Raw genomic sequence first — 16836 nt, 5'->3', positions numbered from 1 at the left:
CCCGCGCAGGCGGGGACCCAGGGGCGACACGGCGCGCGGCCGTGGATGCCCGCCTGCGCGGGCATGAGCGGCGTTTGGGGCGATCGTACAGACCTGCGCGCACGAAACTGCGACTGACACGCTCGGCGGACACGACCATGCACAAGGACGGCATCGGCCCCTTCAAGTACTTCGTCGGCATCTCGTCGCTCGACCAGATCGCCTCGCGGCACGACCGTGTCTGCGTGCTCAACGTGCTGGGCGGCGAGTCGAAGGACGTGACGCCGGTCGGTCACGTCTACTCGGGCGGCAACGTGGTGTTCGGCACCTCGCCGGGACGCTCGGGGCAGTGGCTCAAGACCTCGCTCGGCGGCATCCCGGTCTACAACGACGTGCGCGAGGGCCTGGAGAACGGCCACCGCTTCAACTGCGGCGTCATCTACCTGCCGCCGTCGGGCGCCCGCGACGGCGTCGCCGAGCTGATCCGGGTCAATCCCGAGCTGCGCAAGATCTTCATCGTGACCGAGAAGATGTCGGTGCACGACTCGCGGGAAATCCGCGCGATGGGCCAACAGCACGGCATCGACATCTTCGGCGGCAACAGCCTCGGCGTCGCCGACTCGTGGAACGAGGTGCGTATCGGCGGCGCGCTCGGCGGCGACAATCCGCGCGAGGCGCTGCGCCGCGGTTCGATCGCGATCTTCTCGAACTCGGGCAACTTCACCACCACGATGGCGACCTATCTGCGCATGGCCGGATGGGGCACCACGACGCTGATCTCGTCCGGCAAGGATCTCTACATCCACTTCGCCGCACCGGAGTTCGCCTACTGCCTCGCCAACGACATGCGCAGCAAGGCGGCCGTGCTCTATGTCGAGCCGGGCGGCCATTACGAGCTGGAGGCGACCTTCACGAAGCCCGTGGTCGCCTGCGTGGTCGGCCGCTGGAAGTCGAAGCTCACGAGGCCGGTCGGCCATGCCGGCGCGATGTCGGGCGGCGACGACGACGCCGGCGCCAAGGAGCGCTGGTTCATGGAGAAGTTCGAGGTCGACGGCGTGTTCACGCCGGAGCGGCCGATCTTCTCGCGGCGCGGCGCCGTGGTCACCAACATCGCGCACATCACGCATGCGCTCACCGCCGTGATGCAGGCGAATGCCTGCCTGCCGGACTTCGCGCCGGAGGGCAATCTGCGCCTCAAGCCGTGGTTCGGCTCCAACATGGGGCTCGCGCTGCCCGAGGAACTGGACCTGCCGGTCGTCGAGGCGATGGCGCCCTACGGACGCGAGATCGCGCGGCTCAATCGCCAGCTCGGCGCCGCCTTCCCGCGACAGTCGATGAAGGACGCGTCGGGCGCCTCGCAGATGGATGCGGCCACCCAGGTGACGACGCTCAACGGCGTCTCGGTGCTCGACGCCGCCCAGCATCCGTTCGAGGCCAACGTCGCGCTGGCGCTCCTGCGCCAGGTCGGCGGGCCGAACGACCGCGCCCTGATCAACACGCTGGTCGGCGAGAGCCTCAACCTCCACGGCACGCCGATGCTCGCCGCCGCGCAAGCGGCACGCGAGGCCGGCAACGCGCCGAACGCAGTGCTGGCGGCCGCCGTCAGCATCGCCGGGCCGAGGCAGTTCGAAGGCACGCGGCGGCTGGTGCGGCTGCTGCTCGAGGAGTTCGTCCATGCCGGGCTGACGAGCGTGCTCGACGACGGCTTCGATCTTTCGAGCGTCCAGGCGAGCGCCGAGAACCGCGCCCTGTTCGTCTCCGACACGCCCGACCCGCGCGCCGATGCGCTGATCGAGGGCGTCGAGGCGCGTGGCGCCAAGGCGCCGTTCGTGCGCTGGCTGAAGACGCTGCCCGGCCACCCGACGCACGACGCGGCGCGCGCCGCCATCGCCGCCTCGCTCGCCTGGGGCCCGCTGATGCGCAAGCGCATCTCGCCGCTCACCGCCGAGGCGCTGCCGTGGTGGATGCATCTGTTCGGCGTGATGATCGGCGCTTCGGTCGACGCCGCCGCGCACGCACCGGAATCGTTCTGTGGATACCCGAACGAGACGCTGATCCGCGAGGCGTCGCTCGGCACCGTCGCCTGCACGGCGCTCACCGGCCGCGACGGCGATCCGGACGCGCTGTTCGCCTTCCAGATGCTGATCGGGCTCCTGCTCTCCAACGGCCCCGGCACCATCACGGCGCAGGGCGCCAAGGGCGCGGTCTCGTCCGACGGACCCGAGTCGCCCGAGCGGGTGCAGCTCAACAAGGCGATGCTGGGCTTCCTGACGCATTGCGGCTACGCCCATGGCGGCAACGGGTACGAGGGCATCGCCTTCCTGATCGACCGGTTCGAGCCGACCGGCCTCGCCGATCCGGGCGATCGTGATCACGGCATCGATCTCGCCGCGCTGGCGAAGACCTATGCCAACGCCTACAAGGACTACAAGGCGGAGAAGAAGGAGGCCGGCAGCTCCGGGTTCCAGAAGATCCCGGGCGTCAACCACCCGGTGTTCAAGGACAAGCCGGTGAACACCGATCCGCGCGAGGCCCATGTCCGCGAGCTCGCCGAGAAGCGCGGCGAGTACAACGTGTTCCATGACTTCTACCACGCCGTCGTGCAGGCGCTGTTCGAGGCGGGCGTGTCGCGCAACGTCTATTGCGTGAACGTCGACGCGCTGCTCTCGGCGCTGCTCTTGAAGCTGCTGTGGGTTCCGTTCCGCTCCGGCGAGATCGGCCGTGACCGGCTGGAGACCGCGGCTTTCACGATCTTCCTGTACGCCCGCATGCTCGGCTGCGCGGCCGAGGCCGACGATCACATGAATCGCGGCCGCGACATGGACACCCGCACGCCGGCCTCCAAATGCGCCTTCGTGTCGTGATCAGTTCGACGCACGTGGTGCGGCGGTCCTCGGCGCGTGGCCGCTTCACCTCTCCCCGGCGGGGAGAGGTCGGAGTTCGCGCCGAGGCGCGAACTCCGGGCGAGGGGGTGCCGAGGCCTCCATCGGCTCCGTAAACCCTCACCCCGACGCGCTTCGCACGTCGATCTTCTCCCTCAGGGAGAGGGTGACGACGAGTCCGCGCCGCCTCCTGCGCCCCGCACCCGCTGTTCCGCGCTGCAGCACGACTCCGCGCTGCAGCACGACGTTGCGCCTCATGCTGCAACGCAATGACATTGCAGCGGAATTCTCGTCGTCCCGGAACAGAATCCCGTCCGTGCCGTCACGAGTTGGCGCGTACACCGGAACGATTCTGAAAAGCCTGCATTTTTCGGCGCCGCCGGGGGTGCGCCGGTGCTCCGCCGGACGCAGTTCTGCGCCCCGCGACGATGTGGCCCGTGATTCCCGGGGTTGTCGCCTCGATCGGAAGCATGCACGTTTTGCCGGTCGTTCGGCATGCAAGTCGTTCAGCATGCAAGTCGTTCAGCCGGTTCGTCTCTGCCCTCGTGTCGCGCGCCGCCGCGCCCACCGTCCGCGGTCCATGATTGGACCCGGGGTCGCGACGTGTCCGCCGGCACCGGAGCCGTCCGGCCCACCGCCGAGGCACGTGGCACATGAAACCGTTCGGATATGTCGCGGCGAAGAGCGCCGAGCACGCGGTCGCCCTGCTGGCCGAGTACGGCAAGGGGGCCAAGGTGCTGGCCGGCGGCACCGATCTGCTCGCCGATCTGAAGAACTCGCCGCATCCGCCGCCCGACGTGATGGTCGACATCTCGCGCGCCGCCGACATGAAGGGCATCGCGCTGACCGACGCGGGCCTGCGCATCGGTGCGCTCACGACCCATACCGAGATCGTCGAGTCGCCCCTGATCGCGCAGACCCTGCCGGCGCTGGCCGAGGCGGCCGTGGTGATCGGCGCCGTGCAGACCCGCAATCTCGGCACCGTCGGCGGCAACCTGATCACGTGCGTCCCGTCGATGGATTCGGGGCCGACCCTGCTCGCGCTCGATGCGCAGGTGACGATCCTCGGACCCGCCGGCCGCCGCGCGATACCGCTCGCCGGGCTGTTCGTCGGGCCGCGTCGCACCAGCCTCGCCCCCGACGAGCTGCTGGTCGAGATCGTCATCCCGAAGCGCAATGTCGGCAAGCCGGCAGCCTTCCAGAAATTCGGGCTGCGCAAGGGCCAGGCGCTGGCGCTGGTCAACGCCGCGGCCGCGTTCTGGGGCGGCGAGGGCGTGTTCGCCGAGCCGGCGATCGCGCTCGGCGCCGTCGCCCCGACCGTGATCCGCGCCCCCAAGGCCGAGGCCTATCTCGCCGGCCGCCCGATCAGCGAGGAGGCGATGGCCGAGGCCGGCCGCATCGCCGCGACCGAGGCGAAGCCGATCACCGACTTCCGCGCCAGCGCCGAGTACCGGCTCGACCTGATCGCCGTGCTGGTGAAGCGCGCGCTCGCCGGCAGCCTCGCCCGCGTCACGCCGAACCAGAAGGATCTCGCATCGTGAACGTGACCCTGACCGTCAACGGCGAACTCCGCTCCGCCTCGGTGCCGCCCGAGACGACGCTGCTCGTACTGCTGCGCGAGCACTTCCTGCTCACCGGCGCCAAGACCGGCTGCGACATCGGCGACTGCGGCGCCTGCACCGTGATCGTCGACGGCCTCGCCGTGAACGCCTGCCTGATGCTGGCCGCCCAGGCGGACGGCCGCACCGTCACGACCATCGAGGGGCTCGCCACCCGCGACGGCCTGCACCCGCTGCAGAAGGTGTTCGAGGAGAACGGCGCGCTGCAGTGCGGCTTCTGCGGCCCCGGCGTGATCATGACAGCCAAGGCGCTGCTCGACGAGAACCCGAGCCCGACCACGCAGGAGATCCGTTCGGCGCTGGCCGGCAACCTGTGCCGCTGCACCGGCTACGTGAAGATGATCGACGGCGTCCACGAGGCCGCCCGGATGTTGCAGTCGCCCGAGACCCCCGCGCTGGCAGCGCCGCAGCAGAGGTGAGACGCATGGCCGAGGATCTGTTGGAACGCGAACCCGCCGCCGTCGCCACGGACGTTCTGGAGAAGCCGCGCGTCGCGCCCGTCGAGGTGCTGCGGCGCTCGGACGAGGATCTGCGGCTCCCCGCCGTCGCCCCGCCCACGACGCTGCCGCTGGAGCCGCCGCTCGTCCCGCAAGTGGGTGAGCAGACCCGGGCGGTCGGCCTGCGGGCGCAGCGCCCGGACAGCCGCAATCACGGCCTCGGGCTGACCCGCTACATCGACGACATCGCCCTGCCGGGCATGCTCTACGCCAAGATCAAGCGGGCCGGCCTCTCGTCGGCGCGTATCAAGCGCATCGACGTCTCGAAGGCCGAGGCGATGCCGGGCGTCAAGGCCGTGCTGCTCGGCCGCGAGATCCCGCTCAACCTGTTCGGCACCTCGATCGTCGACCAGCCGCTGCTGGTCGACGAGATCGTCCGTCACGCCGGCGACGGGGTCGCGGCGGTCGCGGCCGTCACCGAGCAGATCGCCCAGGCGGCGATCGACGCCATCGAGGTCGAATACGAGCCGCTGCCCGGCGTCTACGACCCGATCGAGGCGCTCTCGCCCGACGCGCCGAAGGTCCATGGTGGCGACACCAACATCTACTTCAAGAAGCTGATCCGCCGCGGCGACGTCGAGAAGGGCTTCGCCCAGTCGTATCGGGTCTACGAGAACCGCTACACGACGCCCGGCATCGAGCATGCGCCGATGGAGCCGTTCACGTCGATCGCCGACTGGGACGCCAACGGCCGCCTCACCGTCTATGCCACCATCGGCCGCATCACGCTGGCGCGCGTGGATCTGGCGAAGACGCTGCGCATCCCGATCAGTCGCATCCGGGTGATCGGCACCGTGGTGGGCGGCAATTTCGGCGGCAAGAACGAGATCCGCCACGAGCCGGTGCTGGCGCTCCTGTCGAAGAAGGCGGGGCGCCCGGTGAAGGGCCGGTTCACCCGGGTCGAGGAGTTCGTCGCCTCGACCATCCGGCACCCGATGATCATGGACTACAAGACCGGCGTGACGAAGGAGGGCAAGATCATCGCCCGCCAGATCCGCATGGTGCTGGACGGCGGCGCCTACTGCTCGTTCTCCGAGACGACGCTCGGCAAGGCCTCGATCCTGGCGCCCGGCCCGTATCAGATCGAGAACATCCACGTCGAAGGCTGCGTCGTCTACACCAACAAGACGACGTCCGGCTCGATGCGCGGCTTCGGCGCCCCGCAGGTGTGCTTCGCCTACGAGTCCCAGATGGACGAGATCGCCCGCGATCTCGGCATCGACCCGATCGAGATTCGCCTGAAGAACTTCTTCCGCGAGGGCTCGATGTCGGCCACGGGCCAGGTGCTGCACAGCGTGAAGGTGATCGAGTCGCTGAACAACGCCGCGCGGAAATTCGGATGGGAGGCGCGCTGATGAAGCACCGGGGACGCGGCATCGCCAGCATGTGGTATCCGGTCGGCTTCACCGGCTACTCGAACCCGAGCGGCGCGGTGGTGAAGCTCAACGAGGACGGCAGCGCCGTCGTTCTCACCGGCACGGTGGAGACCGGGCAGGGCTCGCTCGGCGCGCTGAGCCAGATCGCCGCCGAGGCGCTCGGCATCGCGCCGAACGACATCCACATCGTCTCGGGCGACACCGACACCTGCCCGATGGACACCGGCGCCATCGCCAGCCGCACCACCTACATCACCGGCAACGCGGTGCGGCTCGCCGCCGAGATGGCGCGCGACACGCTGTTCCAGGTCGCGTCGGGCATGCTCGGCGTCAAGCCCGACCAGCTCGAGGCCAAGGACCGCAAGATCCAGGTGAAGGGCTTCCCCAGCCGCGCCGCGGCGCTCGCCGATGTCTGCACCCGCGCCTACAACGGCGTCGGCACGCCGCCGATCGGCAGCGCCACCTGGGATCCGCCGATGGTGCCGATGGACGCCGAGGGGCAGGGCAAGCCGTTCGGCACCTATGTCTACGCCACCCAGATCGCCGAGGTCGACGTCGACGACGAGACCGGCGAGGTCGAGGTGCTGCGCATCACGGCGTCGCACGACTGCGGCACGGCCGTGAACCCGATGCTGGTCGAGGGCCAGATCGACGGCGGCGTCTACATGGGGCTCGGCTTCGGGCTCTACGAGGAGATCCTGTTCGACAAGACCGGCAAGCAGGTGAACTGCAATCTCACCAACTACATCCTGCCGACCTCGCTCGACATGCCGGAGATCGACGAGGACATCGTCGAGAACTTCGACGAGACCGGCCCGTTCGGCGCCAAGGCGGTCGGCGAGCCGAGCCTGGTGCCGACCGCGGCCGCCGTCACCAACGCCATCTACGACGCGGTCGGGGTGCGCATCACGTCGCTGCCGGCGACCTCCGAGAAGGTCTTGAAGGCGCTCAAGGCGAAGCGCGCGGCGGAGCAGAAGCAGATTCCGGCCTGACCGGGCAATCCGGCCGAGGAGGCCGGACTGACGAGTAACCGCGGCCGCGGAAGACGGCCGCGCCGACCCCCTGGCGGCGCCGGATGGCGCCGTTTTTCTTTCTCCGGGCGAGGGGGCGAGGGGCAGGGCAAAGAGTCCGGAGGCCCCGCCGAAGCGCCGACCCGGATCCCGGCCCGCGGCGGGCGGCCGGATCGCGCCGATAGCCCCGCCTCCCGGCCCGGTCGGAATGCGTTCACGATGACGCATGCGTAGAAGCACGAATGCCGCGTTTGGCCCGCCTGCGGCCTAGCTCGACTGTCAATTTGCTGTTACAGTCGTTCGTGATGTCTAGCTTGACACTCGACAGGCCGCCTTCTCCCGTGGTCGGATCGGGAGCCCGCGTGCCTCATGCCATTGTGATCGGGAGCGGATTCGGGGGCTTGGCCGCCGCGGTCCGGCTCGGCGCGCGCGGCTATCGCGTCACCGTGCTGGAGAAGCTCGACCAGCCGGGCGGCCGCGCCTACGTGTTCCGCCAGGACGGCTTCACGTTCGACGCCGGGCCGACCATCGTCACGCTTCCCAAGGTGTTCGAGGAGCTGTGGTCGGTCGCCGGGAGGACATTCTCCGACGACATCACGCTCGAGCCGATCGATCCGTACTACCAGATCCGGTTCGACGACGGCGAAACCTACACCGAATGCAGCGATCTCGACGCGATGCGCCGCGAGATCGCGCGTCTCGCCCCCGGCGACGTCGAGGGCTGGGAGCGTTTCCTCGCCAAGAGCAAGGACATCTACGAGGTCGGCTTCGAGAAACTGTCGAACGTCCCGTTCGGCTCGCTCGCGTCGATGGCCAAGGTGCTGCCGGAGTTCATCCGGCTGCAGAGCTGGCGCAGCGTCCACGGCCTCGCCGCGAGCTACGTGAAGGATCCACGGATCCGCATCGCGCTGTCCTTCCACCCGCTTTTCATCGGCGGCAACCCGTTCGCCGTCACCTCGATCTACTGCCTGATCACCTATCTGCAGAACAAGTTCGGAGTCTGGTTCCCGCGCGGCGGCACCGGGGCGCTGGTCAAGGGCCTGGTGGGGCTGATCGAGGGGCAGGGCAACAGCATCCGCTACGACAGCGAGGTCGCCGCCATCACGGTCGAGGGCGGCCGCGCCACCGGGGTCCGGCTCGCCTCGGGCGAGACGCTCGCCGCCGACATCGTCGTCTCCAATGCCGACGCCGCCTGGACCTACGGCAAGCTCCTGCCGGCCGAGGTGCGGCGCCGCTGGACCGACAAGAAGCTGGAGAACGCGCGCTACTCGATGAGCCTGTTCGTCTGGTATTTCGGGACCAAGCGCCAGTATCGCGGTGTCCCGCACCACACGATCCTGCTCGGGCCGCGCTACAAGGAGCTGCTGCGCGACATCTTCGACCGCAAGGTGCTGGCGCCTGACTTCAGCCTCTACCTGCATCATCCGACCGCGACCGACCCGTCACTGGCCCCCGAGGGCTGCGACGGCTTCTACGTCTTGTCGCCGGTCCCGAATCTCGCCAGCGGGATCGACTGGGCGCACGCCGCCGAGCCGTATCGCCGCGCCATCGCCGAGTTTTTGGGCCGCACCGTGCTGCCCGGCCTCGAAGACAATATCGTCACGTCCCGCATCGTCACGCCGAACGATTTCCAGACGCGACTCCGCTCCGTTCTCGGGGCCGCGTTCAGCTTCGAGCCCGTGTTCACCCAGAGCGCGTGGTTCCGTCCCCACAACCGCAGCGAGGAGGTCGACCGGCTGTTCCTGGTCGGCGCCGGCACCCATCCGGGCGCCGGCCTGCCCGGCGTCCTGTCGTCCGCCCGCGTGCTCGACTCCGTGGTGCCCCATGGTGCCGATCTGGCTCGAGAATCCTAAAGCCTCCGAGGAGGATGTCGCGGCCTGCCGGGCGATGATCCGGCAGGGCTCGCGCACCTTCTTCGCGGCCTCGCTGCTGCTGCCCTGCGCGGTGCGCTCGCCCGCCTACACGCTCTATGCCTTCTGCCGCTTCGCCGACGACGAGGTCGACGGCGAGGACAGCGAGAAGGACGCGGTCGCGCGGCTGCGCGAGCGCCTCGCGCTCGCCTACGAGGGCCGGCCGCTGCCGACCGCGACCGACCGGGCCTTCGCCGACATGGTGGCGCGCTACGCCATCCCGCGGGCGATCCCCGAGGCGCTGCTGGAAGGCCTCGGCTGGGACACCGAGGGCCGCCGCTACGAGGATCTGTCCGGCGTCTTCGCCTACTCGGCCCGGGTCGCCGCCACGGTCGGCGCCATGATGACGCTGCTGATGGGGGTGCGCGACCCGGACACGCTCGCCCGTGCCTGCGATCTCGGCGTCGCGATGCAGATCACCAATATCTGCCGCGACATCGGCGAGGACGCCCGGATGGGCCGCATCTACATGCCGCTCGCCTGGATGCGCGAGGAGGGGCTCGACCCCGACGCCTGGCTGGCCGATCCGGTGTTCGACGAGCGGATCGCCCGCGTCGTCGCCCGCATGCTCGCCGCCGCCGACGTGCTCTACACGCGCGCCGAGGCCGGCATCGCCAAGCTGCCCTTCGGCTGCCGCCCCGGCATCCTCGCGGCTCGCATCATGTATGCCGAGATCGGCCGGGTGATCGAGGCGAACGGCCTCGATTCGGTGTCGCAGCGTGCCTATGTGCCGGGCCGCCGCAAGCTCGAGCTGCTCGCCCGCGCCTTCGCGGCGGCGCCGCTGGTGCCCAAGGCGGAGCCGAGCGAGCCGCTCGCCGAGACGCGCTTCCTGGTCGAGGCGGTCGAGGCCCATCAGCTCGGCCGCATCCGTCCCGATCCCGCCCGCACCGCGTGGTGGGATCTCAATCGCCGTGTCGTCTGGGTGCTCGATCTGTTCGAGCGTCTCGGGCAACGCGAGATCAGCGCCGCCGACCGTGGTCGGGGCGCGCGCTTCGTTCGTCTGGAAACCTGAACCGCGACGGTCGCGCGAAGCGGCCTCGCATGACAATTGTCAATTTCGATTGTCAGTCCCTGCTGTCTAATGGTGATTGACGATCACGCGCATTGATCCGCACGCCGTCGGCAACAGCACGCGCGTCCAACGCCCCGGGAGGTCCGCCATGCGTATTCTGCTCCTGCATCCCAACTACCACTCGGGCGGAGCGGAAATCGCCGGCAACTGGCCGCCGGCCTGGGTCGCCTATCTGGCCGGGACCCTGAAGGCCAACGGCTACACCGACGTCACCTTCATCGACGCGATGACGGACGACCTCACCGAGGATCAGCTCCGCGCCGAGTTCCGCCGTCTCAAGCCGGACCTGATCGGCGCCACCGCGATCACGCCGGCGATCTACAAGGCCGAGCGCGCCCTGCAGATCGCCCGCGAGGAGTGCCCGAACGCCGTCACGGCGATCGGCGGCATCCACGCGACCTTCATGTACAAGCAGGTGCTGGCCGAGGCGCCCTGGATCGACGTGGTGATCCGCGGCGAGGGCGAGCAGATCCTGCTCGACCTGGTGCGCGCGATCGACTCCGGCGAGTTCAAGAAGAACCCCGACACCGTCAAGGGCATCGCCTATTCGGACGGCGCCAACATCATCGCGACGGCGGCGGCGCCGCCGATCGAGAATCTCGACATGCTGAGCCCCGACTGGGGCATCCTGAACTGGAACCAGTACAACTACATCCCGCTCGGCTGCCGGGTCGCGATCCCGAACTTCGCCCGCGGCTGCCCCTTCACCTGCTCGTTCTGCTCGCAGTGGAAGTTCTGGCGCACCTACCGGGTCCGCGATCCGATCAAGGTGGTCGACGAGATCGAGGTGCTGGTGAAGGAGTTCGACGTCGGCTTCTTCATCCTCGCCGACGAGGAGCCCACCATCCACCGCAAGAAGTTCGTCGCGCTGTGCGAGGAGCTGGTGCGGCGCAAGCTGCCGGTGATGTGGGGCATCAACACGCGCGTCACCGACATCCTGCGCGACGAGGCGCTGCTGCCGCTCTACCGCAAGGCCGGCCTGATCCACATCTCGCTCGGCACCGAAGCGGCCGCTCAGCTCAAGCTCGACCTGTTCAACAAGGAGACCACGGTGGCGCAGAACAAGCGCGCCATCGAGCTGTTGCGCAAGCACGGCATCGTCTCCGAGGCGCAGTTCATCGTCGGCCTCGAGAACGAGACCCGCGAGACGCTGGAAGAGACCTACCAGATGGCCCGCGACTGGGGTTGCGACATGGCCAACTGGTCGATGTTCACGCCGTGGCCGTTCTCCGACCTGTTCCAGGACATGGGCGAGAAGGTCGAGGTGTTCGACTTCGAGAAGTACAATTTCGTCACGCCGATCATGAAGCCGGACGCGATGACGCGGCCGGAGCTTCTCGACCGCGTGATGAACAACTACCGCCGCTTCTACATGCGCAAGATGTTCCTGGAGTATCCGTTCATCCGGGACCGCGAGAAGCGCCGCTACATGATGGGCTGCATGAAGGCCTATCTGAAGAGCTCGTTCGAGCGGAAGTTCTACGACCTCGGCCGCGTCGGCTACTGGGGTCCGCAGTCCAAGAAGGTCGACTTCGGCTTCGACGAGACCCGCACCATCACGGAGGCGCAGGCCACCGACCTGCAGGCCGCCCCGAAGGGCCGCAAGAAGAAGGGCGAGAAGCCCGAGGCCGTGCGCGCCTGCTGAAGCCTTCACCTCTCCCCGCGCGCGGGGAGAGGTCGGAGCCCGCGCTCGCGCGGACTCCGGGTGAGGGGGCGCCGCCACGCTAGGCCGGCGCCGTATGCCCCCTCACCCCCACCCTCTCCCCGCAAGCGGGGAGAGGGAGAGCCGGCGTCGCGCCGAGTGGTGAGATATCGACGTGAGCAGCACCGCAACTGAACGGCACGCAGCCGCTCCTCCTTCTCCTCACGCCCCCGCCTCGGACCCCGCCGTCGCCCGCATCGGGCCGAACGCCATCATCCGGATGATCGAGGCGCTGCGCGAGCAGGTCGGCGAGGCGGAGACGGCGCGCCTGTTTGGGCTCGCCGACCTCTCGCATCATCTCGTTCATGCGCCCGACCACATGGTCGACGAGCGCGACGTCGTGGCGATCCACACGGTGGTGCGCGACGTCCTCGGCCTCGCGGCCGCCAGGGCGGCGGGCCGGCGGGCCGGCGAGCTGACCGCCGACTATCTGCTCGCCAACCGCATCCCGCAGGCGATCCAGCCGATCCTGAAGATTCTGCCGGCGGGCGTGTCGGCCCGCATCCTGCTCGGCGCGATCGGCAAGCACTCCTGGACCTTCGCCGGCTCCGGCGTATTCACGGCGACGGCCGGCCATCCGGTGCGCTTCTCCATCGCCGGCAATCCGGTGTGCCGCGGCGCGACGGCCGACGCGCCGGTCTGCGACTATTACGGCGCCACCTTCGAGCGCCTGTTCCGCACCCTGGTGCACGGACACGCGACCGTCACCGAGACGGCCTGCGAAGCCATGGGCGCGCCCGCCTGCACGTTCGAGATCCGCTGGCGCTGAGCCGCCCTCGCGCAGCGCGCCTCTCGCCGCACCGAACGGATCGAATGCCCTCCCGTCGCGTTGGCTCGACAAAGGCGCACCGCGCCGGCCGTGCACGCTCTCGTCGCGCGGCATTCTCACACCGATGCTTACGAGGACACCATGTCGTGGGACGCCTTCATCCCGACGCTCGCTCTGATGACTCTCGGGGCCTTCCTGGCCTTCGCGCTGATGCAGCTCTTCGCCTTCACCCGGACCCGCAGCAACCGCCGAGCCTTCAAGCGCGCTTTTTCGGATCACTCCGCCGGCGCCCCCGGCGCGCCGGACAAGTGAGCGGTGGCCGTAGTCCGGCATCGACTCACGATGGGATCATGATCTGATCACGATATCGGATCGGCATGTCCCAACGATCCGATCGTCCCCGCGAAGGCGGGGACCCAGGGGCGGTACGGGACGGCGCGCCTGGATGCCCGCCTGCGCGGGCATGAGCGGAGGGTGGGGCGACTCCGGTAGACGCTCCGGTCAAAAAGGCTCCGCCTCGTCGCAGCCCTCAGCCTCACCAAAGCACCTCACCGCAGCCGCGGCATGCGGAAGGGCAGCATGGCCTGCACCCAGGGCGCGGCGAAGCGGTCGAGCGACAGGCTTTCATGCACGGCGTCGACGTCCTGGCCGAGCAGCGTGCCGGTCAGGAGCGAGCGTGTGTAGAAGGGCGAATCCTCGAAGGTCGCGGCGACCCGCATGCCGTCCGGCCTGTCGCTGCGCGTCTCGCGCGGCATGCGCCACAGCGTGTCGGGCAGCATCACCCGGTGCGGCACCTCCACGGGCGTGACCGCGCCAGCACGGTCGAAGCGCAGCGCCAGCGCGCGCTCGTCGTGATCACGACGCGGACCATCAGGCCCCGCGGCGGCACCGCGGCGGATGGCGTGATAGAGCACGGCGGCGCCGTCCGTGAGATTGGCGCGCGACCAGTCCCAACGCACGAAGGCGCTCTCCAGCGGCGTCTCGCCGCGGTTGCTGTCGAGATAGCCGTGGCCGCGCCAGGTCAGCGCCGGTTTCGTGAGCTCGACCTCGACGTCGGAGCAGGGCGCGATCGGGCGCCACAGATGGAGCCCGGCGTCGTCGAGCGCGAAGCTCGCGCCGGTCAGCGCCGCCGGCCGCACCCGCACGGTCCCGGAGAGCCGCGAGGGCACCGGTACGGTCGTCTCGTCGATCGTGATCACGAGCGTCTCGCCGTCCCAGGCGAGCGCGCTCGGGCCGATCGAGAGAGTCGTCGCATCGCGAAAAAGCTTGCCGCGGCCGCGCTCGGTCATGGCCCAGCGGCGCGGCTCGCCGTAGAGCGCGACGTTGACGGCGCAGTGATCGTGAGGGTCGGCGAGGCCCCCCTGGGCGCGCCGGCGCGCCCAGGCGTAATAGGGCGAGAACACGCTGCCGACGAAGGCGATGATGGTCAGCCCGTGGCGGCCGTCGTCGCTCAGCGCGTCGACATACCACCAGAGATACCCGCCGGGCGCGACCGGCTCGTCGAATCGCGGTCCGCGATCACGGCGGCCGCCGCCAGCCGGCCCGACAGCGCCGCCATCGGGACGCCCGGTCCCGGATGCGTGCTGCCGCCCGCCAGATACAGCCCCGGGATCCGCGTTCGCGATCCCGGCCGCCGGAACGATGCCATCCATCCGTGCGAAGCCCTTCCGTAGAGCGCGCCTCCCGTCCCCGGAAAGCGCCGGTGAAAATCCGCCGGCGAGGTCACGACGGCATCCCCGGACACCCGCAGCTCGAGCCCGCAGCGCCGAAGCCGCTCGAAGGCGGCATGGCGGGCGATTTCCAGGGCCGCGTCCGAGGGCGGCGTCGTGTCGCCGCTCGGCGGCGCATTGACGAGTACGAGCAGCGGCTCGGGTTGGTTTCCCGGCCCGTCCGCCGCGATGTCGCCGAGCCGGTCCTGGGCGCAGACATAGACGGTCGGGTCGGCGGGCAGGCGGCGGTCGCGCATCAGCCGGTCGAACTCGGCCCGGTAGTCGGGCGCGAAGAACACCGTGTGATGATGCAGCGGGAAGCCCTCGGGTTCCGCCATCACGCACCAGGTGACGGCCGAGAGCGAGCGCGCCTTCGGCGGCACGCCCGGCACGGCGCCGCGCACCGCGATGCCCAATCGTCCGTCGGCGAGCGCGGCGACGTCGGCATTGATCACCACGGTGTCGGCGTCGAGCCGCTCGCCGGTCGCCAGCACGACGCCGGCGGCGCGGCCGCGCTCGACCAGGACCTCGGCGACCGGCGTGCCGAGCCGCACCGTCACGCCGAGCCGCTCGGCGGTGCGCACCAGCGCCTCGGCGAGCCGCTGCATGCCGCCCTCGATCAGCCAGACGCCCTGCTGCTCGACATGGGCGACCAGCATCAGGGTGGCCGGGGCGAGGAACGGCGACGAGCCGCAATAGGTGGCGTAGCGGCCGAACAGCTGACGCAGGCGCGGATCGTGGAAGTGGCGGCCGAGCCCGCTCCACATGGTGGCGAAGGGCGAGATCGCGGCGAGCTCGGGCAGCCGGGCGAGGCCGAGCCGCCGCGTCAGGTCGAACGGCGAGCGGCAGCGCTGGGCGCGCAGGAACGGGCCTTCCAGCGTCTTGTAGATGCGCGCCGCACGGTCGCAGAAGTCCCGGAAGCGTTGCGCCTCGGCGGCGCCGGCGAAGTCCCCGATGGCGTCGGCCGAGCGGGCGTTGTCGGCGTAGAGGTCGAGGCGCGAGCTGTCGTCCCAGGCGTGGCGGGCCAGCACGTCGAGCGGCGTCACCGTGATCTCGCGGTCGAGGCTGGTGCCGGCGGCGCCGAACAGCTCGTCGAACACCCAGCGCATGGTGAAGACGGTCGGGCCGGCATCGATGCCGCGGCCGCCGACCACGACCTCGCGCAGCTTGCCGCCCGGCGCCTCGGCCGCTTCGACGACCGTCACGGCGATGCCGGCGAGCGCCAAGTGGATGGCGGCGGCGAGTCCCCCCGCGCCGGCCCCCACCACGATTGCGGACTCACGCGCCACGCTCACCAATCCGCAGAAATACCGTTGAGTTCGGTGTCCATGTGTCTATACTGCGTGACAGTTCGACGTGACAATGGATCATTACATATCTTTGCTCGCCATCAGGGGCTGAACGCATGGATAGTAGCACGAGGATCGAGCAGGCTCTCAACGCCGCCTTGGCCCGGGTCGAAACCCCCGCCGCTCCCAGCAAGCTCGCCTCGGCGATGCGTTACGCGGTGTTTCCGCGCGGTGCCCGGGTCCGGCCGCGCCTCTGCCTGGCCGCCGCGGCGGCCTGCGGCGACGACCAGCCGGCCCTCACCGAGGCGGCCGCCGCCTCGATCGAGTTGCTGCACTGCGCCTCGCTGATCCACGACGACCTGCCCTGCTTCGACGACGCCCCGCTGCGGCGCGGCAAGCCCTCGGTCCACGTCGCCTATGGCGAGCGGATCGCGGTGCTGGCCGGCGACGCCCTGATCGTGCTGGCGTTCGAGCAGCTCTCCTACGTCGGCTGCTCGCCCGAGCGGCTGCCCCATGTCATGCGCATCGTCGGCCAGTCGGTCGGCATGCCGAGCGGCATCGCGGCCGGCCAGGCGTGGGAGTGCGAGCCGTTCTGCGACCTCGTCGAGTACCACGAGCAGAAGACCGGGGCGCTGTTCTCGGCCGCGACCATGCTGGGCGCGGCGGCGGCCGGCCACGACCCGGAGCCGTGGAAGGTGGTCGGCGCCAAGCTCGGCCTCGCCTACCAGGTCGCCGACGACCTGCGCGACGCCGCCTCCGACGAGGAGGAGCTCGGCAAGCCGATCGGCCGCGACGCGGCGCTCGGCCGCCCGAGCGCGGTGCGCGACCTCGGCATCGACGGTGCCATGCACCGCCTCGAGACCCTGGTGAAGGAGGCGATCGCCGGCATTCCGCCCTGCCAGGGCGCCGGCGACCTGCGCGCCCTCATCATGTCCGAGGCGAAGCGGCTGGTGCCGAAGCGCCTCGCCGCCGCGGCGGCCTGATCCGCCGACCGGGCACGGCCCCACGAGATTCGCCCTCTC

General features: G+C 69.9%; 13 protein-coding genes. 11 read left to right on the top strand and 2 right to left on the bottom strand.

The features are described 5' to 3' along the window. Nucleotides 1-137 precede the first annotated feature (137 nt). The 10 genes from ABTU92_RS02450 (at nt 138) to ABTU92_RS02405 (ending at nt 13128) form a co-directional block, all read left to right on the top strand. A complete protein-coding gene (locus ABTU92_RS02450) occupies nt 138-2843 on the top strand; it encodes a CoA-binding protein (RefSeq protein WP_408087319.1) in 2706 nt (901 codons plus the stop codon). Between the two features lie 671 nt (nt 2844-3514). Continuing rightward, nucleotides 3515-4402: an FAD binding domain-containing protein gene (locus ABTU92_RS02445; protein WP_408087317.1), complete on the top strand. Its 888-nt coding sequence runs from the start codon at nt 3515-3517 to the stop codon at nt 4400-4402. Beyond that, entirely contained in the window at nt 4399-4899 is a 501-nt protein-coding gene (locus ABTU92_RS02440) for a (2Fe-2S)-binding protein (RefSeq protein WP_408087315.1), read from the top strand. The genes ABTU92_RS02445 and ABTU92_RS02440 overlap by 4 nt, the downstream gene beginning before the upstream one ends. A gap of 5 nt (nt 4900-4904) precedes the next feature. After that, nucleotides 4905-6332 (top strand): xanthine dehydrogenase family protein molybdopterin-binding subunit, encoded by a 1428-nt coding sequence (locus tag ABTU92_RS02435; RefSeq protein WP_408087313.1) that lies wholly within the window; start codon nt 4905-4907, stop codon nt 6330-6332. Further along, entirely contained in the window at nt 6332-7345 is a 1014-nt protein-coding gene (locus ABTU92_RS02430) for a xanthine dehydrogenase family protein molybdopterin-binding subunit (protein WP_408087311.1), read from the top strand. The genes ABTU92_RS02435 and ABTU92_RS02430 overlap by 1 nt, the downstream gene beginning before the upstream one ends. 323 nt (nt 7346-7668) lie before the next feature. Beyond that, the gene (locus tag ABTU92_RS02425; RefSeq protein WP_408087309.1) at nt 7669-9216 is read left to right on the top strand and encodes a phytoene desaturase; all 1548 of its coding nucleotides are present in this window, start codon (nt 7669-7671) and stop codon (nt 9214-9216) included. Then, nucleotides 9188-10285 carry a phytoene/squalene synthase family protein gene (locus ABTU92_RS02420; protein WP_408087307.1) on the top strand — a complete coding sequence of 366 codons (1098 nt, stop codon included), beginning with the start codon at nt 9188-9190 and terminating at the stop codon, nt 10283-10285. The genes ABTU92_RS02425 and ABTU92_RS02420 overlap by 29 nt, the downstream gene beginning before the upstream one ends. Nucleotides 10286-10433: 148 nt before the next feature. Then, complete coding sequence (gene bchE, locus ABTU92_RS02415) at nt 10434-11990, top strand: magnesium-protoporphyrin IX monomethyl ester anaerobic oxidative cyclase (RefSeq protein WP_408087305.1); 1557 nt, start codon at nt 10434-10436, stop codon at nt 11988-11990. 172 nt (nt 11991-12162) lie between these two features. Beyond that, nucleotides 12163-12816 carry a bacteriochlorophyll 4-vinyl reductase gene (bchJ, locus tag ABTU92_RS02410; RefSeq protein WP_408087303.1) on the top strand — a complete coding sequence of 218 codons (654 nt, stop codon included), beginning with the start codon at nt 12163-12165 and terminating at the stop codon, nt 12814-12816. 141 nt (nt 12817-12957) lie between these two features. Continuing rightward, entirely contained in the window at nt 12958-13128 is a 171-nt protein-coding gene (locus tag ABTU92_RS02405; RefSeq protein ID WP_201159348.1) for a hypothetical protein, read from the top strand. Nucleotides 13129-13364: 236 nt separating this feature from the next. On the opposite strand, the gene ABTU92_RS02400 is transcribed toward ABTU92_RS02405, so the two are convergent. Both ABTU92_RS02400 and crtD read right to left on the bottom strand, forming a co-directional pair. Further along, nucleotides 13365-14219: a carotenoid 1,2-hydratase gene (locus ABTU92_RS02400; protein ID WP_408087301.1), complete on the bottom strand. Its 855-nt coding sequence runs from the start codon at nt 14217-14219 to the stop codon at nt 13365-13367. A gap of 47 nt (nt 14220-14266) precedes the next feature. Further along, the gene (gene crtD / locus ABTU92_RS02395; protein WP_408087299.1) at nt 14267-15814 is read right to left on the bottom strand and encodes a 1-hydroxycarotenoid 3,4-desaturase CrtD; all 1548 of its coding nucleotides are present in this window, start codon (nt 15812-15814) and stop codon (nt 14267-14269) included. Between the two features lie 116 nt (nt 15815-15930). On the opposite strand from crtD, the gene ABTU92_RS02390 reads away from it, so the two are divergent. Then, on the top strand, nt 15931-16797 hold the full coding sequence (locus ABTU92_RS02390) for a polyprenyl synthetase family protein (protein ID WP_408087297.1): 867 nt from the start codon (nt 15931-15933) through the stop codon (nt 16795-16797). Nucleotides 16798-16836: the final 39 nt, after the last annotated feature.

The organism is Rhodoplanes sp. SY1 (assembly GCF_046000175.1).
GTDB lineage: Bacteria > Pseudomonadota > Alphaproteobacteria > Rhizobiales > Xanthobacteraceae > Rhodoplanes.
This window is presented reverse-complemented; position numbering and strand designations above follow the sequence as displayed.